Genomic DNA, 24,048 nt, shown 5'->3' with positions numbered 1-24,048 from the left:
CAGACGGAATAGAAGCAGCTCGGAGACGGTTCTACCCGGTACGCCGCCGCCCGCGCCACCAGGCCGGGGACGCGGGCGGCACGGGGCAGCCCCGTGTCGCCGGTTGTCCACACCCCGCCCGCGCCGGACCGCCGGACTCGATAGTCTGAGAGGTGCCGGGCGTCCACTCACGCAGCCGCCTTCTTCCCGTGCAGGCCGCGACCACCACCGCCTGATCCGGACCACTTCCACTTTCTGGTGCTATGAGCCTCATTGGACTTCTCGCCGACGTCTCCAGGGACCCGGCGCTGCACAGCGCGATCGAGGCCGCCCGAGGCGGCCGCGATCCCCACCTCGACCTCGTCGCCCCGGCGGCGCTGCGCCCCTTCATGGTGGGGGCGCTGGCCGCCGACGCCCCCGTGGGCGCGCAGCGGCCCGTGCTCGCCGTCACCGCCACTGAGCGCGAGGCCTCCGACCTGGCCGACGCCCTCGGCTGCCTGCTGCCCGAGGACTCGGTGGCCCTCTTCCCCGCGTGGGAGACGCTGCCCCACGAGCGGCTCTCCCCGCGCTCGGACACCGTCGGCCAGCGGCTGGCCGTCCTGCGCCGCCTGGCCCACCCCGACCCCTCCGACCCGCTGACCACCCCGCTGCGCGTGGTCGTGGCCCCGGTGCGCAGCGTCCTGCAACCGCTGGTGTCCGGGCTGGGCGACCTGGAGCCGGTGCGCATCCGCCCCGGCGACGAGGCGCCGCTGGAGGAGGTCGTCCAAGCCCTGGCCAACACCGGCTACGCCCGGGTGGACCTGGTCGAGAAGCGCGGCGACATGGCCGTGCGCGGCGGCATCCTGGACGTGTTCCCGCCCACCGAGGAGCACCCGCTGCGGCTGGAGTTCTGGGGCGACACCGTCGAGGACGTCCGCTACTTCCAGGTCGCCGACCAGCGCTCCATCGAATCCGGCGGCGGCGATGACCCGCGCACCAGCGCCTCCTCCGGTCTGTTCGCGCCGCCGTGCCGCGAACTGCTGCTCACCGACACCGTGCGCGGGCGCGCGCGGGCGCTGGCCGAGGAGCACCCCTCCCTGGCCGAGATCCTGCACAAGATCGCCGACGGCGTCGCCGTGGAGGGCATGGAGGCCTTCGCGCCCGTGCTCGCCGAGCGCATGGAGCCGTTCCTGGCCCACCTGCCCGAGGGCGCGATGGTGGTGGGCTGCGACCCCGAACGCATCCGCACCCGCGCGGTGGAGCTGGAGGCCACCAGCGCCGAGTTCCTGGACGCGTCGTGGATCAACGCCGCCTCCGGCGGCGAGGCGCCCATCGACCTGGGCGAGTCCGCCTACATGTCCATCTCCGAGCTGCGCTCCACCGCCGCCGAGCTGGGCCTGCCCTGGTGGGGCCTGACCCCGTTCGCCGCGGACGAGCAGGGCGGCGCGGCCGAGGAGGACGACGCCGTCGTCGTCGGCGCGGTTCCCTCCGAGTCCTACCGGGGCGACACCGAGCGCGCGCTGGCCGACATCAAGGGATGGCTGCACGATAACTGGAGCGTCGTCCTGGTCACCCAGGGGCACGGCCCCGCCGAGCGCCTGGTCGCGATGCTGCGCGACGCCGGGCTGGGCGCCTCCCTGGCCGCTGACCTGACCGAGCGGCCCAAACCGGCGGTCGCCACCGTCACCACCGGCCTGGTCGACCACGGGTTCCTGCTGCGGTCGGTGCACACGGTGGTGCTCACCGAGACCGACCTGGCCGGACAGAAGTCCTCCACCCGGGACATGCGGCGCATGCCCAGCAGGCGGCGCGGCACCGTCGACCCGCTCCAGCTCAAGCCCGGCGACTACGTCGTGCACGAACAGCACGGTGTGGGCCGCTACCTGGAGATGGTCAGCCGCCAGGTGCAGGGCGCCACCCGCGAGTACCTGCTCATCGAGTACGCGCCCTCCAAGCGCGGACAGCCGGGCGACCGCCTGTTCGTGCCCACCGAGCAGCTGGGCGAGGTCACCCGGTACGTGGGCGGCGAGGCGCCCACCCTGTCCAAGATGGGCGGCGCCGAGTGGAGCAAGGCCAAGAGCCGCGCCCGCAAGGTGGTCCGCGAGATCGCGGGCGACCTCATCCGGCTGTACTCGGCGCGCCAGGCCTCCCCCGGGCACGCCTTCGGCCCCGACACCCCGTGGCAGCGCGAACTGGAGGACGCGTTCCCCTACGTGGAGACGCCCGACCAGCTCGCCGCCATCGACGAGGTCAAGAAGGACATGTCCAGGTCGGTCCCGATGGACCGGCTGATCTGCGGCGACGTCGGCTACGGCAAGACCGAGGTGGCCGTGCGCGCCGCCTTCAAGGCCGTGCAGGACGGCAAGCAGGTCGCCCTGCTGGTGCCCACCACGCTGCTGGTGCAGCAGCACCTGTCCACGTTCACCGAGCGCTACGCCTCCTTCCCGGTCACCGTCAAGCCGATGTCGCGGTTCCAGACCGACGGCGAGGTGGAGGCCACCCGCGAGGGGCTGCGCTCCGGCGAGGTGGACGTGGTCATCGGCACGCACCGGCTGCTGTCCTCGGAGACCCGCTTCAAGGACCTGGGCCTGGTCATCATCGACGAGGAGCAGCGCTTCGGCGTGGAGCACAAGGAGGCGCTCAAGCGGCTGCGCACCCAGGTGGACGTGCTGGCGATGTCGGCCACCCCCATCCCGCGCACCCTGGAGATGGGCCTGACCGGCATCCGCGAGATGACCACGATCCTCACCCCGCCCGAGGAGCGCCACCCGGTGCTCACCTTCGTGGGGCCCTACGAGGACAAGCAGATCACCGCCGCGATCCGCCGCGAACTGATGCGCGAGGGACAGGTGTTCTTCGTGCACAACCGGGTGGCGTCCATCGACAAGGTGGCGGCGAGCATCCAGCGCCTGGTGCCCGAGGCCCGGGTGGCGTACGCGCACGGACAGATGAACGAACAGCAGCTCGAGAAGGTGATGGTCGACTTCTGGGAGAAGAACTTCGACGTGCTGGTCTCCACCACCATCGTCGAGTCCGGCCTGGACGTGCCCAACGCCAACACCCTGATCATCGACCGCGCCGACACCTACGGCCTGTCGCAGCTGCACCAGCTGCGCGGCCGGGTGGGCCGCGGGCGCGAGCGCGCCTACGCCTACTTCCTCTACCCGCCGGAGAGGCCGCTGACCGAGACCGCCTACGAGCGGCTGGCCACCGTGGCCCAGCACACCGAGACCGGCGCGGGCATGTACGTGGCCATGAAGGACCTGGAGATCCGGGGCGCGGGCAACATCCTGGGCGCCGAGCAGTCCGGGACCATCGCGGGCGTGGGCTTCGACCTGTACGTGCGCATGGTCGGCGAGGCCGTGGCCGAGCTCAAGGGCGACCCGGACGCGGTCGAGGAGGTCGAGACCAAGGTCGAGCTGCCCATCAACGCCTACATCCCGCACGACTACGTGCCGGGCGAGCGGCTGCGGTTGCAGTCCTACAAGCGCATCGCCAGCGTCACCAGCGAGGAGGACATCCTCGCCGCCTACGAGGAGCTCACCGACCGCTACGGCACCCCGCCCGAGCAGGTGGACAACCTCATGGCGGTGGCCCGGTTCCGGGTGCTGGCCAAGTCCGCGGGCCTGTCGGACGTGGTGATGCAGGGCAACCAGATCCGCTTCGCCCCGGTGGAGCTGCGCGAGTCGCAGGAGCTGCGGCTGCGGCGCCTGTACCCCAAGTCGATCCGCAAGGAGACGACCCGGACCCTGCTGGTGCCGGTGCCCAAGTCCGGCGGCCTGGGCGGCAGGCCCCTGAGGGACCTGGAGCTGCTCAAGTGGTGCACCGACCTGGTCAACTCCATCTTCGAACCGCAGAAGAGGAAGACCGCGCCCAAGGAGAACGCCTAGGACCCGTCGCGAACGGGTCTCCAACGGGAGAGGGCTGTGTGCGGGCGTTCGGCCACGGTCCGTTCCACAGGCCCGGGCGCGGGCCCGCGAACACCATCCATCGACGCCGTGGGCCGTCCCGGTAGACCGGGACGGCCCACGGCCGTGTCCGGGGAGGAGGTCCGGCGGTCACACGACCGGCGGCCGGAGCCGGGGCGGGGCTTCGGCGGCTGCCGTGGTCAGACCCTCCCCGACCGCGGACAGCCGCCCCTCACCGCTGCGGGGCGTCGACCCCGTCGGGTTCGGCCTCGTAGGTGATCCCGTACATCTCCTCGGACTCCTCGTCCTCGGCGGACCGGCGACGCCACCAGCGCCCGCCCTCGGTCCGCCTGGCCCTGCGCTCCGCTCGCCGCTGGTCGCGCAGCTCCCGGCGCGCGCGTTTGCGCTCCGCGCGCTCGGCGGCCCGGTCCGCGTCCGGCTCCTCGTCCTCGGGGACCTCCGGCGAAGCGTCCTCTTCGGGGTCCGGTCGCGCCTCCTCCTCACGGCGGCGCAGCGGCGTGACCGTGGCCAGGCCCTCACCGACCGGCACGTCCGGGGGCAGCTCCACCTCCGGACGGTCCCGCGGTTCCTCCTCCGCGGAGCGCGTCACGCCCCTGGCCGAACGCGCTGTTTCCCTGGCGGGACGCGTCACGTCCTTGGCGGGGCGCGCCGTGGCCCTCGCGGCGGGCGCGTCCTCCCCCACCGGGGACGCCGTCTCCTCCTGCGCGGGGCGCTGCCCACGCCCGGCCGTCCAACGCGGGGCCCTGCGCGCCGGACGCTCTCCCCGCGTGTACCACCAGTTCGCCACCCACGCCACGACGGCGGCGGCCACGCCCACCTCCAGGGCGGCCACCAGGCCCACCTGCCACGCCGACGGCCCGACCTCGATCAGCCTCTCGCCGCCGAGCGGCCCACCGGCCAGAGCGGCCAGCGCCGCGCACAGCAGCCCCGTGGTCACACCGCACACGAACCCCCACAGCGGAGCGGCCTCGCTGACCACGTCCGGGGCGCTGCGCTGGGTCAGGGCACCGCCCACCGCACCCGCCACGAACGGCACCGCCAACGCCAGCAGCGAGGCCGCCGGCGCGGCCCCGTTCGACGGCAGCGCGGCCAGCATCGGCAGCATCGGCAGGGCGCCCACCGACACCCCCGTCGGCGCGACGACGGTCCCCGCCCCCACCGCGAACCCCGGGCCCAGGGCGTAACAGACCGCGAACACCACCGCGTTGGGCAGGTACGCCAACTGGACCACGATCAGCAGCGCGCCCCCCACCAGGCCCGGGCCGAGCACCCGGGTCGTCTCGACGACCTCGGGCAGGCTCATCGCCAGCGCCACCAGGAACAGGAGCAACCCGCCCAGCAGGAGCGTCCCCGTGGAGGCGAGCATCCCCACCAGCAGGGAGCGCGACCGGGCGGGCATCAGCCGCAGCAGGTCACGGGCGGGCACCTGCTTGTCGCGCATCAGTTGGCGCAGTACCCCCAGCCCTCCGGCCAGGAAGGCGGTCACGAACCCCATGACCAGCGCGCGCGGCATACTCGGCTCGACCGCCTCGGTCCGCGCCAGCAGGGCCAGGGTGCCCGCGATCGCCGCGTACGGCCCGGCGATCGCCAACGCCGCCCGGTACACGTACCGCAGGCGGGGGATGTCGCAGGAACGCGCCAGCCACCGTCCCGACCGGTACAGCAGCAGCCCCGGCAACAGCACCAGACCCAGCGGCAGCAGGGCGATCTGGCCGTCGGGCACCGAGAACGACACGTGGTGGCCCACCAGCCAGGCCAGCACTGCACCCTGGAGGATGTCGATGATGTCCTCGCCGAAGGTGTCGTGCGGCGCGGCCACCCACCCGATGATGGTGAGGGTGACGATCACGGCCAGCCCCAGCGCCGCGGCGGTGGCCGCGGCGATCCCGCCGGTCGCGTAGACGGGTCGGGGCGCGGCGGCCGCGTCGGGCTCCGCCGCGCCGCTGGACCGCGTGCGCTGGGAGGGGCGGCCGCGGTCGGGGGGAGATCCTGACGTACTCACCCGACTTATGCTGCCAGGGACCGGAATGCTCCGTGGTATCCCGGCCGCGCGTGTCGTGCCCGCGAGGTCGGAACCGGACGCGCGGTCCGGCCGTCCTACCCTGGGAAGAAGGCTCCCCCAGCCCGAACGGATCGGTTCCGCATGGCAGGCCCCCAAGACCCGCGCCCCTACCGCCTCTCCGACGCCGAACGCGACGACGCCCTGGCCAGGCTGCGCACGGCCTTCGAGGAGGGGCGCCTGGACATCGACGAGCACGAGGCGCGCGCCTCCCTGGCGGTGCGCGCCGTCACCTCCTCCGACCTGGTCCCCCTCTTCGGCGACCTGCCCGCGACGGACACGCGCGCCCCCGGCGCGGGGCGCGGGAGCGCGCCGGTTCCGGAGCCCCGCCGGAAGGACAGGGGGACCGCACCGGCCTGCGCGGACAGCGGAGACCGCTCCGCGCCCTGGTGGGGCGTGCTGCCCTGGGTGGGCTGCGTCTTCCTGTTCTGGGGGCTGCCCGCCGTCCTGGACGGAAGCCGCGAGGCCCTCGTCGGCTGGGGGATCTTCCTCACCGTGATGATCGTCCCCCACGTCGTCGTGGGTGTGGTCAGGCACTCGCGCCGCCCCACCTGACGTCCGGCCGCGGAGGCGGGGGCGCACACGACAACGGCTCCGCCTCACCGCTGAGCGGCGGGGCGGAGCCGTTGTCGGTACCGGAACGCGTCAGAACAGCGCGCGCGCCAGCTGAGCGGTCTCGCTCGGAGTCTTGCCGACCTTGACGCCGACGGCCTCCAGCGCTTCCTTCTTCGCCGCGGCCGTGCCCGAGGAACCCGACACGATCGCGCCCGCGTGCCCCATCGTCTTGCCCTCCGGAGCGGTGAAGCCCGCCACGTACCCCACCACGGGCTTGGTCACGTTGTCGCGGATGAACTCCGCCGCCCGCTCCTCGGCGTCGCCGCCGATCTCACCGATCATCACGATCACGTCGGTGTCCGCATCGGCCTCGAACGCCGCCAGCGCGTCGATGTGCGTGGTCCCGATGATCGGGTCCCCGCCGATACCCACCGCCGAGGAGAAACCGATGTCGCGCAGCTCGTACATCATCTGGTAGGTCAGCGTCCCGGACTTGGACACCAGCCCGATCCGGCCCGGCTTGGTGATGTCGGCCGGAATGATGCCCGCGTTGGACTGGCCCGGCGTGATCAGCCCGGGGCAGTTGGGGCCGATGATGCGGGTCTTGTCGCCCTTGGCCTTGGCGTGGGCCCAGAACGCGGCGGTGTCGTGCACCGGGATGCCCTCGGTGATGACCACGGCCAGCCCGATCTCGGCGTCGATGGCCTCGAAGACCGCCTCGCGCGAGAACTTGGGCGGCACGAAGATGACGGTGACGTCGGCGCCGGTGGCGGCCATGCCCTCGGCCACCGAGCCGAAGACGGGCACCTCGGTGCCGTCGAAGTCGACCTTCTGGCCGGCCTTGCGGGGGTTGACCCCGCCCACGATGGTGGTGCCCGAGGCGAGCATGCGCCGGGTGTGCTTGGTGCCCTCAGAGCCCGTCATGCCCTGGACGAGTACCTTGCTGTCCTTGTTGAGGAAGATAGCCATGGTGTTTGTTTCCCCTACTTCGCCGCGAGCTCGGCGGCCTGAGCGGCGGCGCCGTCCATCGTGTCGACCTGTCGCACGGCCGGGTGGGCCCGCTTGGTCAGGATCTCGCGGCCCAGCTCGGCGTTGTTGCCGTCCAGTCGCACGACCAGCGGCTTGCTGACGTCGTCGCCGCGGCTCTCGAGCAGCTCCAGGGCCTGGACGATGCCGTTGGCCACCGCGTCGCAGGCGGTGATGCCGCCGAAGACGTTGACGAACACGCTCTTGACCGAGGGGTCGCCCAGGATGATGTCCAGGCCGTTGGCCATGACCTCGGCCGAGGCGCCGCCGCCGATGTCCAGGAAGTTGGCGGGCTTGACGCCGCCGTGCGCCTCGCCGGCGTAGGCGACCACGTCCAGGGTGGACATGACCAGACCCGCGCCGTTGCCGATGATGCCGACCTCGCCGTCGAGCTTGACGTAGTTGAGGCCCTTGGCCTTGGCGGCGACCTCCAGGGGGTCACCCTCCTCGGCGAAGGTGAGGCTCTCCAGGTCCTGGCGGAACTCGGCGTTCTCGTCCAGGGTGACCTTGCCGTCCAGGGCGACGACCCGGCCGTCCTTGGTCAGGATGAGCGGGTTCACCTCGACGAGGGTGGCGTCCTTGCCGACGAAGGCGTCCCACAGCTTGGTGATGACCTCGGTCGCGCCCTCGGCGGCGGCCTCGGGCAGCTTGCCCGCCTTGACGATCTCCGCCGCGATGCTGGCGGGAGCGCCGGTCAGGGCGTCGACCGGGAACTTGGCGACGGCGTCGGGGTTGGTCTCGGCGACCTCCTCGATGTCCATGCCGCCCTCGGCGGAGCAGATGGACAGGAAGGTGCGGTTCGCGCGGTCCAGCAGGAAGGAGAAGTAGTACTCCTCCGCGATGTCGGAGGCCTCCTCGACCAGGACACGGTGGACCGTGTGGCCCTTGATGTCCATGCCGAGGATCTGCTCGGCCTTGGCCTGGGCGTCCTCGGGGCCCTCGGCGACCTTGACGCCGCCGGCCTTGCCGCGACCACCGGTCTTGACCTGCGCCTTGACGACGACGCGGGGCTTGCCGGCGGCGGCGAACTCATCAGCGATGGCACGCGCCTCAGCGGCCGTGCTCGCCACCTTCCCCTGGGGTACGGGAACCCCGTACTCTGCGAAGAGTTGCTTCGCCTGGTATTCGAACAGGTCCACGAGGGTCCGTCCTTGTAACTCGCTGGCTCAGGATGTCTACCGGGGTGGCCTCGTCCGGATCGGCTGTGACCCACTGACACGTGTCACACGGGGCGCACGAGGCACAACCCCGCGGTCTGCGCCGCTTACAGAAGATCGAGATCGCCGCGGCGTTGCCACCCGCGACATGCGCAAAGCTTAGTCGCCTGAAATCCGGCCGCCAGACACCGGGGGCGGGGTTGACCGGCCCCAGCCCGTCCCAAAAGCCGCTCAGGCGGCGTCGCGGAAGCACCCGCGTGGGAAAATATGTGACCAGGGACACGACATAACACCGCGGGGGCGCCTTTCGCCCGGATACGGCCCACTGCGCGGGTGCGACCAACATCACCCGACGAAGACCGGGGCGAAGGGAACTCCGGTGGCGCGGGAGGGGCTCAGGCCGCGTGCGCCGGACGGACGTTCTCCCGCACCCAGTCGGCGATCTCCGAGGTCGGAGCGCCCGGAGTGAAGATCTTGGCGACGCCCAGGCGTTCGAGTTCGGCGATGTCGGCGTCGGGGATGATCCCGCCGCCGAACACCCGGATGTCCTCCGCGCCGTTCTCCCTGAGCAGTTCCAGGACCCGGGAGAACATGGTCATGTGGGCGCCGGAGAGCACGGACAGGCCGATGGCGTCGGCGTCCTCCTGGAGCGCGGCGGCCACGATCATCTCGGGTGTCTGGCGCAGACCCGTGTAGATGACCTCGACACCGGCGTCACGCAGCACGCGGGCCACGATCTTGACACCGCGGTCGTGTCCGTCCAGCCCCGGTTTGGCTACGACGATCCGTGGTGCGCCCTCGGCCATGGCAAACCCCTCACGAGTGTTCCCCCGGCCGCCCGGCCCTCCTTGTGGGAGGCCCCCGGGTGCGCGGGGACGAGACGATGAACTCGCATGAAGCGTAACGCAGGTCACTGTCGGGTGACGGGCGCGGGGACGGGTATCGTCCGAACATGGGAGACGATGTCACCGAATTCGACCAGACCAGCACAGAGGACCTGCGGGACCGCGCCGTCGAACTGGCACGGCAGCGGTGGGACCTGCGCTTCTTCTGGCGGCTCCTCAGGCTGATCCCGGCCGCCGAGGCGGCGGCGGGCAACGAGGAGGCCAGTGAGGCGAGCGTCGCCCAGCTCTCCGGTTTCGTGTACGAGGCGCTGTCCGCCGAGGCCGACCCGGACGTCCAGGAGGCGCTGCGTCCGGTGTACGTGCAGTACCTCCTCGACCACGGTGAGACCGCCGAGGACGTGACCGGGGACGGGGGCGCGGGGGCCACCGGGATCCGCAGCGGCGCGAACGACCCGGCCAGCGGCGCGGAAGGCCCCGTGCGCGACGGCGCGGACGCCCCCGCAAGCCCTCCCGCGCCCGGGACGCCCGACGACCGCGGCGGCCCCCTCTGAGCCCCTCGTAGAAGGCGGCCCTCCGGTCCGGTGAGCTCCTCGGGGCCGACCGGCCCGGAGACGGCGGGCCCCTCGGCACCGGTGGGCGCCGGAGCCGGGAGGCCCTCCGCGTCGATGTCCGAAAACCGCCAGCTTCGGTCCGCCGCGTCGGCGAACATGGATGGCGTGATGGACGACGACCAGCGCTACCGCGCCGTACACAGCAGGGACGCCCGCTTCGACGGCGTCTTCTACACAGCCGTGCGCACCACGGGTATCTACTGCCGTCCGAGCTGTCCGGCCGTCACCCCGAAACGGGCCAACGTCCGCTTCTACCCGACCGCCGCGGCCGCCCAGGAGTCGGGGTTCCGCGCCTGCAAGCGGTGCCGTCCCGACCTCACGCCCGGTTCGCCGGAGTGGAACCTGAGGGCCGACGTGGTGGGCCGCGCGATGCGCCTCATCCAGGACGGCGCCGTGGACCGGGGCGGCGTCAGCGCCCTGGCATCGGCGGTCGGCTACAGCGAACGCCAGCTCAACCGGTTGCTGTCGGCCGAGGTGGGCGCGGGGCCGCTGGCCCTGGCCCGGACCGAGCGCGCGCAGACGGCGCGGGTGCTGGTGGAGACCACCGACATGCCGATGGCGGACGTCGCCTTCGCCGCGGGGTTCGCGAGCGTGCGCCAGTTCAACGAGACGATGCGCGCGGTGTTCGACCGCTCCCCCACCGAGATGCGGACCATGGGCGGTCGGCGTGCGTCGGCTTCCGGGGGGTCGCGTCCGGGGGACGCCCGCCCTCCGGCCACCGAGCCGGGGACGGTCACGCTGCGGCTGCCCTACCGGGAGCCGATCGACCTGTCCCGGATGCTGAGGTTCCTCGGAGACCGTGCGGTCCCGGGCGTGGAGGAGTACCGGGACGGGGTCTACCGCAGGACGCTGATGCTGGCGCACGGCCCCGCCGTGGTGGAGCTGTCCGAGGGGTCCGGGACCGGCAGGGCGGGCAGGACCGGCCGCGCCGGCGCCACGGGCGGCGTTCGTTCGGCGGACGCGGTGGACGGCGGAGTGTCCGCGGGTCGCGGGGCCCCCGTGGGCGGTGGGGGGCACGTGCTGTGCCGCCTGCGGTTGTCGGAGGCGCGCGACCTGACCAGCGCGGTGCGCAGGTGCCGCAGGCTGCTCGACCTGGACGCCGACCCGGGCGCGGTGGCCGAGGCCCTGGGCGGCGACCCCCTCCTGGGGCCGATCGTGGCCGCCCACCCGGGACTGCGATCGCCGGGGCACGTGGACCCGGCCGAGCTGGCGGTCCGGGCGGTCCTCGGTCAGCAGGTGTCGGTGCGTGCGGCCCGCACGCTGGCGGGGCGGCTGGTCGAGCGGTTCGGCGAACCGCTCGCTCCGGGCCTGGAGGCGCCGGGCGGAGGGCTCACCCACGTGTTCCCCTCCCCTGACGCGCTCGCCGCCGCCGACCCGGCCGGTTTCTCCATCCCGGTCGCGCGGGGACGCGCCCTGGCCGGGCTGTGCGAGGCGATCGCCTCGGGGCGGATCGACCTGGGGCCGGGATGCGACCGGGACGAGGCCGAACGGCGTCTGGTGGAGCTGCGCGGCATCGGTCCGTGGACCGCCGGTTACGTGCGCATGCGGGGTCTGGGAGACCCGGACGTGTTTCTGCACGGCGACCTGGGCGTCCGGATGGCGCTGGAGGCGGGGGGCAGGCGGGCGACCCCCGCGGCCGCCGCGCGCGGGGCACGGGAGTGGAGCCCGTGGCGGTCCTACGCCAACCACGCGCTGTGGGCGTCGTTGGCCGACCGTGAGCGGGAGGGCCGTGAGCGGGAGGGCACGGCCGTTCGGGCAGACGTGGTCGTGCGGGACGGCGTGCGGGATGGTTCGAGGGAACGTCAGGAACGGAAGGAATCGGCATGAGCACGCGGCAGGCGCAGGCGGTCGGGGGACCCGGGCAGGAGGAACAGGGCATGCTGGCGTTCGACGTGGAGCCGAAGGCGCCCCCGAGGGTGGCGACGGTGGAGTTCCGCGCTCCCCTGCCCGGACCGACGCGGTACACGACGATGGAGTCGCCGGTGGGCGACCTGACCCTGTTCGGTGACGGTGCGGCCCTGGGCGGCGTGCTCACCCCCGCCAAGGACGGGCTGACGCGGGCGGTCCCCCAGGACTGGGTGGCCGACCACAAGCCGTTCGCCGACGCCGAGGAGCAGTTGAGGGCGTACTTCGCGGGCGAGCTGCGCGAGTTCACCCTGCCGCTGGCCCCCGTGGGGACCGACTGGCAGTTGAGGGTGTGGGCGGCGCTGACGACCATCCCGTTCGGCGAGACCGCGAGCTACGGCCAGCTGGCGGAGGAACTGGGGAGGCCGACCGCCTCCCGGGCGGTGGGCATGGCCAACGGACGCAACCCGATCAGCATCATCGTGCCGTGCCACCGGGTGATCGGTGCGAACGGTTCGCTGACCGGGTACGCGGGTGGACTGGAGCGCAAGGAGTTCCTCCTGGGCCTGGAGGGCAGGGTCGCGGGTATCCGCTGACCAGGTGAGGAGGCCACCGGCCCCGTTCCCGAGTACGGGAGCGGGGCCTTCCTCTGCGGGTGGCGCCTGTGCGCGGCACCGCGTGAAACGCCGCCCTTACACCCCTTGTCGGGGCACGGACTCGTCATTACTCTTCGGTAACTGTGCGCTCACACCCCTGCGCGCACGGTCCCGCTGGCTCCGCCCCCACAAGGAGAAGAGTTGCCACCCCCTTCCACCCCCGGCCTCCGTGCCCTGGTCTCCAGAACCCGCCCCCTGGGTGTCGCCGCCGTGGCCGTCGCGGCCTCGGCCGTCCTGGTCGTCACCGCCCCCACCGCCCATGCCCGACCGGCCCCGGCGGGAACCCCGCTCGCCTCCGCCGACAACGTCGAGATCACCGTCGACAGCGGCACCGCCGAAGCCCTCCCGGGCGGGTCGGCCGCCGCGTCCGCCGAGGACGTCCTGGCCGAATCGGTGGTCGCCGACGTCCTGCGGGAACGGAATTCGACCCTCGGCGCGCTCTCCCGCCAGGAGCGCGACGTGCGGGTCGACGTCCGCGAGGCCGCCGACGGCTCGGCGTTCGGCGTCGCCATCGTGACCGCGCCCATGAACGTCGACGAGAGCCCCTACGCCTGGCTGTTCGCCGCCGACTACGAGGGCTCCGCATGGACGGTGGGGCTGGAGGGAACCGAGGAGTTCTCGTCGATCCTGGCCGACTCCGCGCTGCTGGAGGAGGAGGAACGGGAGACCGTCGCCGCCTCGACGGACCCCTCCGGGGTCTCCACGAGCAGCTACACCGGTGTGGGGCTGCCCTTCGCCATCGGCTCGTCGATGATCATGACGGGAGGACCGCACGGCAACAGCGGGGGCCATCCCTACAGCTCGGTGGACTTCGCGGGCGGCAGCGGCCAGGCCCGCGCGGCCCGCGGCGGCTACGCCTACAGCCTGTGTACCGGCTGGACGCGGGTGATCCACGACAACGGGTACTCCACGGACTACTACCACCTGGAGAACTACCAGTGGCTGCCCGGCAACAACGTCGGGGTCGGCCACTACCTGGGCACCCAGGGCAACAGCCTCTGCGCCGGCGGCTCGTCGACCGGTGCGCACATCCACTTCTCGCTGCGGGGGTACAGCGACCCCAACGCCGCTGGCTGGTACGTCGCCCTGCACGGCAGGACCCTGGGCGGCTGGACCTTCGTGGAGGGCGGCGCCTACGGCGGCTACGCCTACCGCAACGGTGTCGGAACCGTCTACCCGGGCGGCTCGATGTACAACTACGGGTTCTAGGCACCGGCTGATTTCACAAGTGCACATATAACCCCACAAAAAAAAGGGGGTGGGGAAGCCTCCCCGGCAACCCCACCCCCACACAAAAAAAGAGGGGCCGCCCCAACAGGCGACCCCCCTCTCACAAAAAACCGTGGCAGCGACCTACTCTCCCACCCCACCACAGGGCAGTACCATCAGCGCAAAGAGACTTAACGACCGGGTTCGGAAAGAGACCGGGTGTGACCCTCCAGCAATAACCACCACGGAAACCACACACCACCCACCCGACTCCACCCACCCCCACAAAGGGGCAGGGAATCACAGCGAGCAGCAAGCTCCGTGAAAAGTGTGCGCGAACATCCAATTATCTGCAGCGGACAAGCCCTCGGCCTATTAGTACCGGTCAGCTCCACCCCTCACAAGGCTTCCACACCCGGCCTATCAACCCCATCGTCTATAGGGAGCCTTACCCCCTCAAGGAGGCAGGAGACCTCATCTCAAAGCAAGCTTCCCGCTTAGATGCTTTCAGCGGTTATCCCTCCCGAACGTAGCCAACCAGCCATGCCCTTGGCAGGACAACTGGCACACCAGAGGTTCGTCCGTCCCGGTCCTCTCGTACTAGGGACAGCCCTTCTCAAGTCTCCAACGCGCACAGCGGATAGGGACCGAACTGTCTCACGACGTTCTAAACCCAGCTCGCGTGCCGCTTTAATGGGCGAACAGCCCAACCCTTGGGACCAACTCCAGCCCCAGGATGCGACGAGCCGACATCGAGGTGCCAAACCATCCCGTCGATATGGACTCTTGGGGAAGATCAGCCTGTTATCCCCGGGGTACCTTTTAGCCGTTGAGCGACACCGCTTCCACACGCCGGTGCCGGATCACTAGTCCCAGCTTTCGCTCCTGCTCGACACGTCCGTCTCACAGTCAAGCTCCCTTGTGCACTTACACTCAACACCTGATTACCAACCAGGCTGAGGGAACCTTTGGGCGCCTCCGTTACTCTTTGGGAGGCAACCGCCCCAGTTAAACTACCCACCAGACACTGTCCCCGAACCGGATCACGGTCCAAAGTTAGATGCCCGAAACAGTCAGAGTGGTATTTCACCAACGCCTCCACCGCCACTAGCGTGACAGCTTCACCGGCTCCCACCTATCCTACACAAACCATCCCAAACACCAATGTCAAGCTATAGTGAAGGTCCCGGGGTCTTTCCGTCCTGCTGCGCGAAACGAGCATCTTTACTCGTAGTGCAATTTCACCGGGCCCATGGTTGAGACAGTGGGGAAGTCGTTACGCCATTCGTGCAGGTCGGAACTTACCCGACAAGGAATTTCGCTACCTTAGGATGGTTATAGTTACCACCGCCGTTTACTGGCGCTTAGATTCCCAGCTTCGCAAGGGCGAACCCCCACTAACCAGTCCTCTTAACGTTCCAGCACCGGGCAGGCGTCAGTCCGTATACAGCGTCTTACGACTTCGCACGGACCTGTGTTTTTAATAAACAGTCGCTTCCCCCCGCTATCTGCGACCCCACCCAGCTCAGGATGCAAGATCCGTCACCAGACAGGGCTCCCCTTCTCCCAAAGTTACGGGGACAATTTGCCGAGTTCCTTAACCATGGTTCACCCGAACGCCTCGGTATTCTCTACCTGACCACCTGCGTCGGTTTAGGGTACTGGCCACACACGAACTCGCTAGAGGCTTTTCTCGACAGCATGGGATCACTCACTTCACCAAAAACGGCTCGGCATCACGTCTCAACCTTCATGGTGTGCGGATTTGCCAACACACCGGCCTACACGCTTACCCCCGGACAACCACCGCCGGGTAGAGCTACCCTCCTGCGTCACCCCATCACTTACCTACTACAAGCTCGGTTCCCAGACCAGTAAGTCAAAGCTCCCCGAAGGGACCCAAGACCACCAGCGTGGTTAGCATCACCTGATTCAGTACTGGACGCTCGTGCACGGGTACGGGAATATCAACCCGTTATCCATCGACTACGCCTGTCGGCCTCGCCTTAGGTCCAGACTCACCCTGGGCGGATTAACCTGCCCCAGGAACCCTTAGTCAATCGGCGGCAACGTTTCTCACGTTGCTATCGCTACTCATGCCTGCATTCTCACTCGCACGCCCTCCACCACACGATCACTCGGCAGCTTCACCGGACGCACGACGCTCCCCTACCAACCCAGGAATCTAGTCCTGAGCTTCACAGCTTCGGCGGTGTGCTTTAGCCCCGCTACATTATCGGCGCAGAACCACTTGACCAGTGAGCTATTACGCACTCTTTAAAGGATGGCTGCTTCTAAGCCAACCTCCTGGTTGTCTCAGCAACTCCACAACCTTTCCCACTTAGCACACGCTTAGGGGCCTTAGCTGATGATCTGGGCTGTTTCCCTCTCGACTACGAAGCTTATCCCCCGCAGTCTCACTGCCGCGCTTCACTTGACCGGCATTCGGAGTTTGTCTGACGTCAGTAACCTTGTCGGGCCCATCAGCCAAACAGTAGCTCTACCTCCAGCAAGAAACACGCGACGCTGCACCTAAATGCATTTCGGGGAGAACCAGCTATCACGGAGTTTGATTGGCCTTTCACCCCTACCCACACCTCATCCCCCAGGTTTTCAACCCTGGTGGGTTCGGGCCTCCACGAGGTCTTACCCCCGCTTCACCCTGGACATGGGTAGATCACTCCGCTTCGGGTCCACAGCATGCGACTCCAACGCCCTATTCAGACTCGGTTTCCCTACGGCTACCCCACCCGGGTTAACCTCGCCACACACCATGACTCGCAGGCTCATTCTTCAAAAGGCACGCCATCACCAAAGACAAGCTTCAGCTCTGACGGCTTGACAGCACACGGTTTCAGGTACTATTTCACGACCCCTCACCGGGGCACTTTTCACCTTTCCCTCACGGTACTAGTGCACTATCGGTCACCAGGACGTATTTTGGCTTAGCAGGTGGTCCTGCCAGATTCACACGGACTTTCACGGGCTCCGCGCTACTCGGGAATACGTCCAACACCTAGGTTCTTCCTACACCTACGGGACTCTCACCCACTCCGGTACCGCTTCCCAACGGTTTCAGCTACAAGAACCACTCAGCGCTCTGAGTCGGCAGACCCAGACAGACGCATCCCACAACCCCGCACACGCAACGACTGCCGTCTATCACACGCCTGCGGTTTAGCCTCTTCCCCGTTCGCTCACCACTACTAGGAGAATCACTGTTGTTTACTCTTCCTGCGGGTACTGAGATGTTTCACTTCCCCGCGTCACCACCAACCACCCTATACATTCAGGTGGCGGCAACCCGACACAACTCGGGCTAGGTTTCCCCATTCGGACACCCACGGATCACAGCTCGGTTGACAGCTCCCCGTGGCCTATCGCGGCCTCCCACGTCCTTCATCGGCGCCTGGTGCCAAGGCATCCACCGTGTGCCACTATCACTTGGCCACTACAGATAATAAGATGCTCGCGCACACTATTCACAAATCAAAACACCAACCGCACACCCCGACACCACTCACACCACCAGGATCCTCGTCCTGACGACAACTGAGAGTTCTCAGAGGCGGTCCGCGGGAACCAACACCCGACCAGAACCGAAAAGGCCCCAGCCGGAGGTTGCTTCCTCAGACACCCAACAGCGCGCCCCCGGACGCTTCTAGTCGCCCGAGGTCAAGTCCGATTTGTCTTTGAGCCATCCTGGATACTGCACGCAGCACCAGGTCCACTTTCGAGCCCGGCCGGCTGTAGAAGTAATGCCGACCTGTAAAGACTCCTTAGAAAGGAGGTGATCCAGCCGCACCTTCCGGTACGGCTACCTTGTTACGACTTCGTCCCAATCGCCAGCCCCACCTTCACTCACTCCCTCCCACAAGGGGTTAGGCCGCAAGTTTCGGGTGTTGCCGACTTTCATGACGTGACGGGCGGTGTGTACAAGGCCCGGGAACGTATTCACCGCGGCGTTGCTGATCCGCGATTACTAGCGACTCCACCTTCATGGGGTCGAGTTGCAGACCCCAATCCGAACTGAGACCGGCTTTTAGGGATTCGCTCCACCTTACGGTATCGCACGCCCATTGTACCGGCCATTGTAGCATGTTTGCAGCCCAAGACATAAGGGGCATGATGACTTGACGTCATCCCCACCTTCCTCCGAGTTGACCCCGGCAGTCTCCCATGAGTCCCCACCATTACGTGCTGGCAACATGGAACAAGGGTTGCGCTCGTTGCGGGACTTAACCCAACATCTCACGACACGAGCTGACGACAGCCATGCACCACCTGTCACCCGCCAACTAAATGACCTCACATCTCTGCGAGTCCACGGGTGATGTCAAACCTTGGTAAGGTTCTTCGCGTTGCGTCGAATTAAGCAACATGCTCCGCCGCTTGTGCGGGCCCCCGTCAATTCCTTTGAGTTTTAGCCTTGCGGCCGTACTCCCCAGGCGGGGCGCTTAATGCGTTAGCTACGGCGCGGAAACCGTGGAAAGTCCCCACACCTAGCGCCCAACGTTTACGGCATGGACTACCAGGGTATCTAATCCTGTTCGCTCCCCATGCTTTCGCTCCTCAGCGTCAGGTAAGGCCCAGAGACCCGCCTTCGCCACCGGTGTTCCTCCTGATATCTGCGCATTTCACCGCTACACCAGGAATTCCAGTCTCCCCTACCTACCTCTAGCATGCCCGTATCCACTGCAGAACCGGAGTTAAGCCCCGGTCTTTCACAGCAGACGCGACACGCCGCCTACGAGCTCTTTACGCCCAATAATTCCGGACAACGCTCGGACCCTACGTATTACCGCGGCTGCTGGCACGTAGTTAGCCGGTCCTTATTCCCCACCTACCGTCAACCTCCAGAGAACTGGAAGCCTGCGTTGGTGGTAAAAGAGGTTTACAACCCGAAGGCCGTCATCCCCCACGCGGCGTCGCTGCGTCAGGCTTTCGCCCATTGCGCAATATTCCCCACTGCTGCCTCCCGCAGGAGTCTGGGCCGTGTCTCAGTCCCAGTGTGGCCGGTCGCCCTCTCAGGCCGGCTACCCGTAATCGCCTTGGTAGGCCGTTACCCCACCAACAAGCTGATAGGCCGCGAGCCCATCCCTGACCGAAAAACTTTCCACCCTCCACCATGAGGTGGCGGGTCGTATCCGGTATTAGACGGCGTTTCCACCGCTTATCCCAGAGTCAGGGGCAGGTTGCTCACGTGTTACTCACCCGTTCGCCGCTCGTGTACCCCGAAGGGCCTTACCGCTCGACTTGCATGTGTTAAGCACGCCGCCAGCGTTCGTCCTGAGCCAGGATCAAACTCTCCATAAAGGTCACTCAACCCGACCCGCGTCCCCCGAAGGAGCCGCTTGGGCGGGTAAACCTAGAAGTAATCCTGACCAACCGGGTTACCCCGGCTAATCAAAGGAACCTCCGCACACGAACCGAGTGGTTCTGTGTGACGGGGCCAAAACAAACATGGCTTAAAGAAAATCAAACACGCGCTGTTGAGTTCTCAAGAAACAACCGCTCTTCGCTTACAAGCTGCTGTGAGCTTTTCCGCCGAAGGCGTTGTGCGTTTCCGCTTTGTTGTGTCTTTACTTTATCAGGTGTTCCGCGCCCCGCCAAATCGGCGGTTTGGGGTGTTTCTGATCGGGGTAAAGCCCGTTTCCTGTTCCGCTTCCGTGTTTCCTTGGAAGCGCCCTCCGAGCCTACCCGGACCGAAGCAGTGCTCGGAACGGTGATTCGGAGGAAGGGGTCGACCGGCCCGGCCGCGGGAACCGCGTCCGTCTCGCTCGGTCTTCCCCAACTCTACCCCCGGTCCGGAGTGCTCGGGACACGTTCGCCGGATCCCGGCCTCAGAGCTTCTCGATCGGCGCGTACTTGACCAGGAAGTCCTTCTCGCCGATGTCCGCGCCGAAGTCGATGCGGGCCTTGGTCCTGTCCCCGGTTCCCTCCACCAGCTGCACCCGGCCCATACCGAAGGAGTCGTGGTTGACCAGGTCCCCCACACTGAGCGCGGGCGCCTCCTTGGCGGCCTTCGCTCCCCCGCGCGACCGGGAGCCGCCGCCGAAGGTGCCGCTGAAACCGCCCCCGCCGCCGAAGCCCCCCGAACCCCGTCCGCCGATGCTGCGGCTGGGCGGGGCGGCCAGGGTGGACTCGGCGCGGCGCCAGTCGACCAGGGACGAGGGGATCTCGTCCAGGAAGCGGGAGGCGGGGTTGTAGGAGGGGGTCCCCCAGGCGCTGCGCACGGCGGCGCGGCTGACGTACAGCAGGCGCTGCGCGCGGGTCAGGCCCACGTAGGCCAGGCGGCGCTCCTCCTCCAGCTGCGTCTTGTCGCCGAGCGTGCGGGTGTGCGGGAACACCCCGTCCTCCATGCCGGTGAGGAAGACCGCGGGGAACTCCAGCCCCTTGGCCGCGTGCAGGGTCATCAGCGTGACCACGCCGCCCTCGTCGTCCTCGTCGGGGATCTGGTCGGTGTCGGCGACCAGGGAGATCCGCTCCAGGAAGTCGACCAGGGTCGGCGCCCCCGGATCGACGGCCCCGGCGGCCTCCTCCCCGTCCTCGGTGGGCTCCTCCTCCAGGAGGGCGGCGAAGGTGTGCTCGAACTCGCGGGCGACGTCGACGAACTCCTCCAGGTTCTCCACCCTGCTCTCGTCCTGGAGGTCCTTGGACTCGGCCAGTTCGGACAGGTACCCGGTCTTGCTCAGCACCGCCTCGACGATCTCCGCGGGCGTGCCCTCGGGCACGGTCTGCTCCAGCTCCTCCAGCAGGGCGGTGAAGTTGAGCACCGCCTTGACCGAGCGGGCGGCCATCCCGGGGATCTCGTCCACCCGGCGCAGCGCCCGGGAGAAGGAGATGCGCTCGCGGGCGGCGAACAGCTCGATCGACTCCTCCGCGCGTGCGCCGATCCCCCGCTTGGGCACGTTGAGGATGCGCCGCAGGCTGACGGTGTCCTCGGGGTTGGCCAGGACCCGCAGGTAGGCGAGGACGTCGCGGATCTCCTTGCGCTCGTAGAAGCGCACGCCGCCGACGATCTTGTAGGGCAGCCCGGTGCGGATGAACACGTCCTCGAACACGCGGGACTGGGCGTTGGTCCGGTAGAACACCGCCACCTGGCTCGGGGTGAGGGTTCCGTCGTCGGTGAGCTTGTCGATCTCGCCGACCACGAAGGCGGCCTCGTCGTGCTCGTTGTCGGCGACGTAGCCGACGATGGCCGGTCCGTCGCCCTGCTCCGACCACAGGTTCTTGGCCGGGCGGCCCTCGTTGCGGTCGATGACCGCGTTGGCCGCGGACAGGATGGTCTGGGTGGAGCGGTAGTTCTGCTCCAGGAGGATGGTGCGCGCGTCGGGGAAGTCGCGCTCGAACTCCAGGATGTTGCGGATGGTCGCGCCGCGGAACGCGTAGATGGACTGGTCGGCGTCGCCGACCACGCACAGCTCCGCGGGCGGCACCACGCTGGTGTCGGAGCCCTCGGCCACGCCGACCAGTTCGCGGATGAACACGTACTGGGCGTGGTTGGTGTCCTGGTACTCGTCGACCATGACGTGCCGGAAACGGCGCCGGTAGTACTCGGCGACGTCCGGGAACATCTGGAACAGGTTGACGGTGACCATGATCAGGTCGTCGAAGTCCATCGCGCCCGCCTCGTGCAGGCGGCGCTGGTAGAGCTGGTAGGCCTCGGCGAGCTTCTTCTCCTGCTCGGTCTGGGCCTGTCCGGCGAACGTGTCGTAGTCGACCAGCTCGTTCTTGAGGTTGGAGACCTGGGCGGAGAAGGACTTGGGCGGGAACCGCTTGGGGTCCAGGTCCATCTCCTTGCACACCAGCTGCATCAGGCGCGCGGAGTCGGCGGAGTCGTAGATGGTGAAGCTGCTCGGGTAGCCGAGCCGGGCGGCCTCCCTGCGCAGGATGCGCACGCACGCGGAGTGGAAGGTCATGGTCCACATGCTGTTGGCGGCGCGCACGCCCAGCAGCGCCTGGATGCGCTCGCGCATCTCGGCGGCGGCCTTGTTGGTGAAGGTGATGGCGAGGATCTCACCCGGGTGGACACCGCGTGCGGCCATGAGGTGGGCGATGCGGTGGGTGAGGACACGGGTCTTGCCGGACCCGGCACCCGCCACGATCAGGAGCGGGGAGCCGCTGTGGGTGACGGCGTCGCGCTGGGGACCGTTCAGACCTTCGAGAAGCTGTTCTTGGGAGGACACGGCATCCAGGTTACGGCCGCCCGGTGACGCTGCCGCCCCCGTCCGCGGGGACGGCCCCCCGCAGGCCCGTTTTGTCGGGCAAAAGCTCCCTGACCGGCGTCTTACCCTGTTTCGGTAGGGGCCTCCGGTCGGGGGTCCTCGTGTTCTGAGAGGGAGTTTCCTTGAGCATGCGTGTGTTCGTCGACTGCGACCCGGGGATCGACGACGCCGTCGCGCTCGCCTACCTGGCCGCTCGGCCCGAGGTGGAGATCGTCGGTGTCGGGGCGGTCTTCGGCAACAACAGCGTGGACGTCACGGCCGACAACGCGCTGCGGCTGCTGGAGCTGTACGGCCGCCCGGACGTCCCGGTGGCGGTGGGCGCCGCGCGTCCGCTGGTGCAGCCGCCGAAGCTGGCCGCGCACGTGCACGGGGGCAACGGTCTGGGGGACGTGGAGCTGCCCGAGCCCGCGGGTCGGCCCGTGTCGGAGACGGCGGCCGGGTTGCTGGTGCGCCTGGCCCGCGAGAACCCGGGCGAGATCGACGTGCTGGCCGTGGGGCCGCTGACGAACCTGGCGATCGCGCTGGCCCTGGAGCCGGAACTGCCGAGGCTGGTGCGGCGCCTGGTGGTGATGGGCGGTGCGGTGCGCGTGGCGGGCAACGTGTCCTCGCACGCCGAGGCCAACATCAGCAACGACCCCGAGGCGGCGGAGGCGGTGTTCGCGGCCGGGTTCGACCTGGACCTGGTGGCGCTGGACATCACCATGAAGACGGTGGCCACCACCGAGTGGCTGGAGGAGCTGGCGACGGTCGCGGGCGAGCGTGCCGCGCGCACGTCGGCGTTCCTGGACTTCTACGCCGACTTCTACTCGGGGATCTTCGGGGTCCGCCAGTGCGCGATGCACGACCCGCTGGCCGCGGCGGTGCTGGTGGACCCGCACCTGGTGACGGAGTCCTTCGAGGCCCCGGTCCAGGTGGAGCTGACCGGGACGCTGACGCGGGGGATGACCGTGGCGGACCTGCGCCCGCGCCCGCGGGACGACGAGCGCCGCCCCGCGCGGGTGGTCACGGGCGTGGCCGAGGCCGAGTTCCTGGGTCGGATGCTCGACTCGCTGCGCTGAGCGGCCGGGGTTGTCCACAGGTCGCGGGAGGGGGTGGCGGCGCGCCCCCGGAGGGTGGTCCCATGGATAAGGGGGGTCCCCGGGCCCCCTGCTTCGCCGTGCCCCGCGGTCCGCGTCCGCCGGTCCCCCGGTGGCCCGTCCCGGGCGGGCCGCGCGGGGGCCGCGGCGGCCCGCGGCGGGCTCAGACCAGCCTGCGGGCGGTGGCCCAGCGGCTCAGCTCGTGGCGGTTGGACAGCTGGAGCTTGCGCAGTACCGACGACACGTGCGTCTCCACGGTCTTGACGGAGATGAACAGCTCCTTGGCCACCTCCTTGTAGGCGTAGCCGCGCGCGATGTGGCGCAGGACCTCGCGCTCGCGCTGGGTGAGCCGGTCCAGCTCGGGGTCCACCGGCGGGGCGTCGGTCGCGGAGAAGGCGTCCAGCACGAACCCGGCCAGGCGCGGGGAGAAGACCGCGTCGCCGTCGGCCACGCGCACGATGGCGTCGGCCAGCTCCCTGCCGGAGATGGTCTTGGTGACGTAGCCGCGGGCGCCGCCGCGCACCACGCCGATGACGTCCTCGGCCGCGTCGGAGACCGACAGCGCCAGGAAGCGGATCTGGGGGTGCTGGGCCAGGACGCGGCGCAGCACCTCCACGCCGCCGCCCCCGGGCAGGTGGACGTCCAGCAGGACGAGGTCGGGCTGCTTCTCCCCGATGACGTGGACGGCGCCGTCGACGTCGCCGGCCTCGCCGACCACGTTCACGGCGTCGCCCAGCTCACCGCGCACACCGCTGCGGAACAGCCGGTGGTCGTCCACGATCACGACGCGGGGGACCGCGTCACCGCTACTGAAGGTCGTGTTCTCGTCTGCCACACCGTGGACTCTACCCACGTCGGGGCGGACGGGGACAGCGGCGTCGGGGGCTGTCCGCT

At 68.8% G+C, this 24,048-nt stretch carries 13 protein-coding genes and 3 rRNA genes; 7 read left to right on the top strand and 9 right to left on the bottom strand.

What is annotated here, in order from left to right:
* Positions 1 to 242: 242 nt before the first annotated feature.
* Complete coding sequence (mfd, locus tag EV372_RS14540) at positions 243 to 3,848, top strand: transcription-repair coupling factor (RefSeq protein WP_130396413.1); 3,606 nt, start codon at positions 243 to 245, stop codon at positions 3,846 to 3,848.
* Between the two features lie 250 nt (positions 3,849 to 4,098).
* Here mfd and EV372_RS14535 read toward each other — a convergent pair whose 3' ends face one another.
* Positions 4,099 to 5,889 (bottom strand): cell division protein PerM, encoded by a 1,791-nt coding sequence (locus EV372_RS14535; protein ID WP_130396412.1) that lies wholly within the window; start codon positions 5,887 to 5,889, stop codon positions 4,099 to 4,101.
* A 141-nt stretch (positions 5,890 to 6,030) separates the two neighbouring features.
* On the opposite strand from EV372_RS14535, the gene EV372_RS14530 reads away from it, so the two are divergent.
* Positions 6,031 to 6,501 (top strand): DUF1707 SHOCT-like domain-containing protein, encoded by a 471-nt coding sequence (locus EV372_RS14530; RefSeq protein WP_130396411.1) that lies wholly within the window; start codon positions 6,031 to 6,033, stop codon positions 6,499 to 6,501.
* Between the two features lie 90 nt (positions 6,502 to 6,591).
* Here the strand turns inward: EV372_RS14530 and sucD are convergent, their stop codons facing one another.
* The 3 genes from sucD to icmB all read right to left on the bottom strand — a co-directional run bounded on the left by sucD (position 6,592) and on the right by icmB (position 9,490).
* On the bottom strand, positions 6,592 to 7,470 hold the full coding sequence (gene sucD, locus EV372_RS14525; RefSeq protein WP_130396410.1) for a succinate--CoA ligase subunit alpha: 879 nt from the start codon (positions 7,468 to 7,470) through the stop codon (positions 6,592 to 6,594).
* 14 nt (positions 7,471 to 7,484) lie between these two features.
* Positions 7,485 to 8,666 (bottom strand): ADP-forming succinate--CoA ligase subunit beta, encoded by a 1,182-nt coding sequence (gene sucC, locus EV372_RS14520; RefSeq protein WP_019608556.1) that lies wholly within the window; start codon positions 8,664 to 8,666, stop codon positions 7,485 to 7,487.
* Between the two features lie 413 nt (positions 8,667 to 9,079).
* A complete protein-coding gene (gene icmB, locus EV372_RS14515; protein ID WP_013151118.1) occupies positions 9,080 to 9,490 on the bottom strand; it encodes a coenzyme B12-dependent isobutyryl CoA mutase small subunit in 411 nt (136 codons plus the stop codon).
* Positions 9,491 to 9,636: 146 nt separating this feature from the next.
* On the opposite strand from icmB, the gene EV372_RS14510 reads away from it, so the two are divergent.
* From EV372_RS14510 to EV372_RS14495, 4 genes are all read left to right on the top strand, one after another.
* Positions 9,637 to 10,080: a hypothetical protein gene (locus tag EV372_RS14510; RefSeq protein ID WP_130396409.1), complete on the top strand. Its 444-nt coding sequence runs from the start codon at positions 9,637 to 9,639 to the stop codon at positions 10,078 to 10,080.
* Between the two features lie 168 nt (positions 10,081 to 10,248).
* Complete coding sequence (locus EV372_RS14505) at positions 10,249 to 11,967, top strand: DNA-3-methyladenine glycosylase 2 family protein (RefSeq protein ID WP_130396408.1); 1,719 nt, start codon at positions 10,249 to 10,251, stop codon at positions 11,965 to 11,967.
* Between the two features lie 50 nt (positions 11,968 to 12,017).
* Positions 12,018 to 12,581, top strand: a complete 564-nt coding sequence (locus tag EV372_RS14500; protein WP_130398926.1) for a methylated-DNA--[protein]-cysteine S-methyltransferase — start codon at positions 12,018 to 12,020, stop codon at positions 12,579 to 12,581.
* Between the two features lie 201 nt (positions 12,582 to 12,782).
* Entirely contained in the window at positions 12,783 to 13,850 is a 1,068-nt protein-coding gene (locus EV372_RS14495) for a M23 family metallopeptidase (RefSeq protein WP_130396407.1), read from the top strand.
* 131 nt (positions 13,851 to 13,981) lie between these two features.
* Here EV372_RS14495 and rrf read toward each other — a convergent pair.
* The 4 genes from rrf to pcrA all read right to left on the bottom strand — a co-directional run bounded on the left by rrf (position 13,982) and on the right by pcrA (position 22,039).
* Positions 13,982 to 14,097, bottom strand: a 5S ribosomal RNA gene (gene rrf / locus EV372_RS14490).
* Between the two features lie 107 nt (positions 14,098 to 14,204).
* Positions 14,205 to 17,301, bottom strand: a 23S ribosomal RNA gene (locus EV372_RS14485).
* 332 nt (positions 17,302 to 17,633) lie between these two features.
* Positions 17,634 to 19,166 (bottom strand): 16S ribosomal RNA (locus tag EV372_RS14480).
* The 16S, 23S and 5S rRNA genes sit together here, the layout of an rRNA operon.
* A gap of 527 nt (positions 19,167 to 19,693) precedes the next feature.
* Complete coding sequence (gene pcrA, locus EV372_RS14475) at positions 19,694 to 22,039, bottom strand: DNA helicase PcrA (RefSeq protein ID WP_130396406.1); 2,346 nt, start codon at positions 22,037 to 22,039, stop codon at positions 19,694 to 19,696.
* Between the two features lie 167 nt (positions 22,040 to 22,206).
* Between pcrA and EV372_RS14470 the strand changes: the two genes are divergently transcribed.
* Positions 22,207 to 23,136: a nucleoside hydrolase gene (locus tag EV372_RS14470; protein ID WP_130398925.1), complete on the top strand. Its 930-nt coding sequence runs from the start codon at positions 22,207 to 22,209 to the stop codon at positions 23,134 to 23,136.
* A gap of 181 nt (positions 23,137 to 23,317) precedes the next feature.
* Here EV372_RS14470 and EV372_RS14465 read toward each other — a convergent pair whose 3' ends face one another.
* Positions 23,318 to 23,989 carry a response regulator gene (locus tag EV372_RS14465; protein ID WP_130396405.1) on the bottom strand — a complete coding sequence of 224 codons (672 nt, stop codon included), beginning with the start codon at positions 23,987 to 23,989 and terminating at the stop codon, positions 23,318 to 23,320.
* Positions 23,990 to 24,048 lie beyond the last annotated feature (59 nt).

This window comes from Nocardiopsis sp. CNZ308, assembly GCF_004217075.1.
The sequence above is the reverse complement of the archived record's forward strand: the minus strand, read 5'-3'. Positions and strand labels throughout refer to the sequence as shown.

Excerpts from the sequence above, each read along its gene's own strand:
- mfd (WP_130396413.1), top strand. The coding sequence starts at position 243 with ATGAGCCTCATTGGACTTCTCGCCGACGTCTCCAGGGACCCGGCGCTG.
- EV372_RS14530 (WP_130396411.1), top strand. The coding sequence starts at position 6,031 with ATGGCAGGCCCCCAAGACCCGCGCCCCTACCGCCTCTCCGACGCCGAA.
- sucD (WP_130396410.1), bottom strand. The coding sequence starts at position 7,470 with ATGGCTATCTTCCTCAACAAGGACAGCAAGGTACTCGTCCAGGGCATG.
- icmB (WP_013151118.1), bottom strand. The coding sequence starts at position 9,490 with ATGGCCGAGGGCGCACCACGGATCGTCGTAGCCAAACCGGGGCTGGAC.
- EV372_RS14510 (WP_130396409.1), top strand. The coding sequence starts at position 9,637 with ATGGGAGACGATGTCACCGAATTCGACCAGACCAGCACAGAGGACCTG.
- EV372_RS14505 (WP_130396408.1), top strand. The coding sequence starts at position 10,249 with ATGGACGACGACCAGCGCTACCGCGCCGTACACAGCAGGGACGCCCGC.
- EV372_RS14500 (WP_130398926.1), top strand. The coding sequence starts at position 12,018 with ATGCTGGCGTTCGACGTGGAGCCGAAGGCGCCCCCGAGGGTGGCGACG.
- EV372_RS14470 (WP_130398925.1), top strand. The coding sequence starts at position 22,207 with ATGCGTGTGTTCGTCGACTGCGACCCGGGGATCGACGACGCCGTCGCG.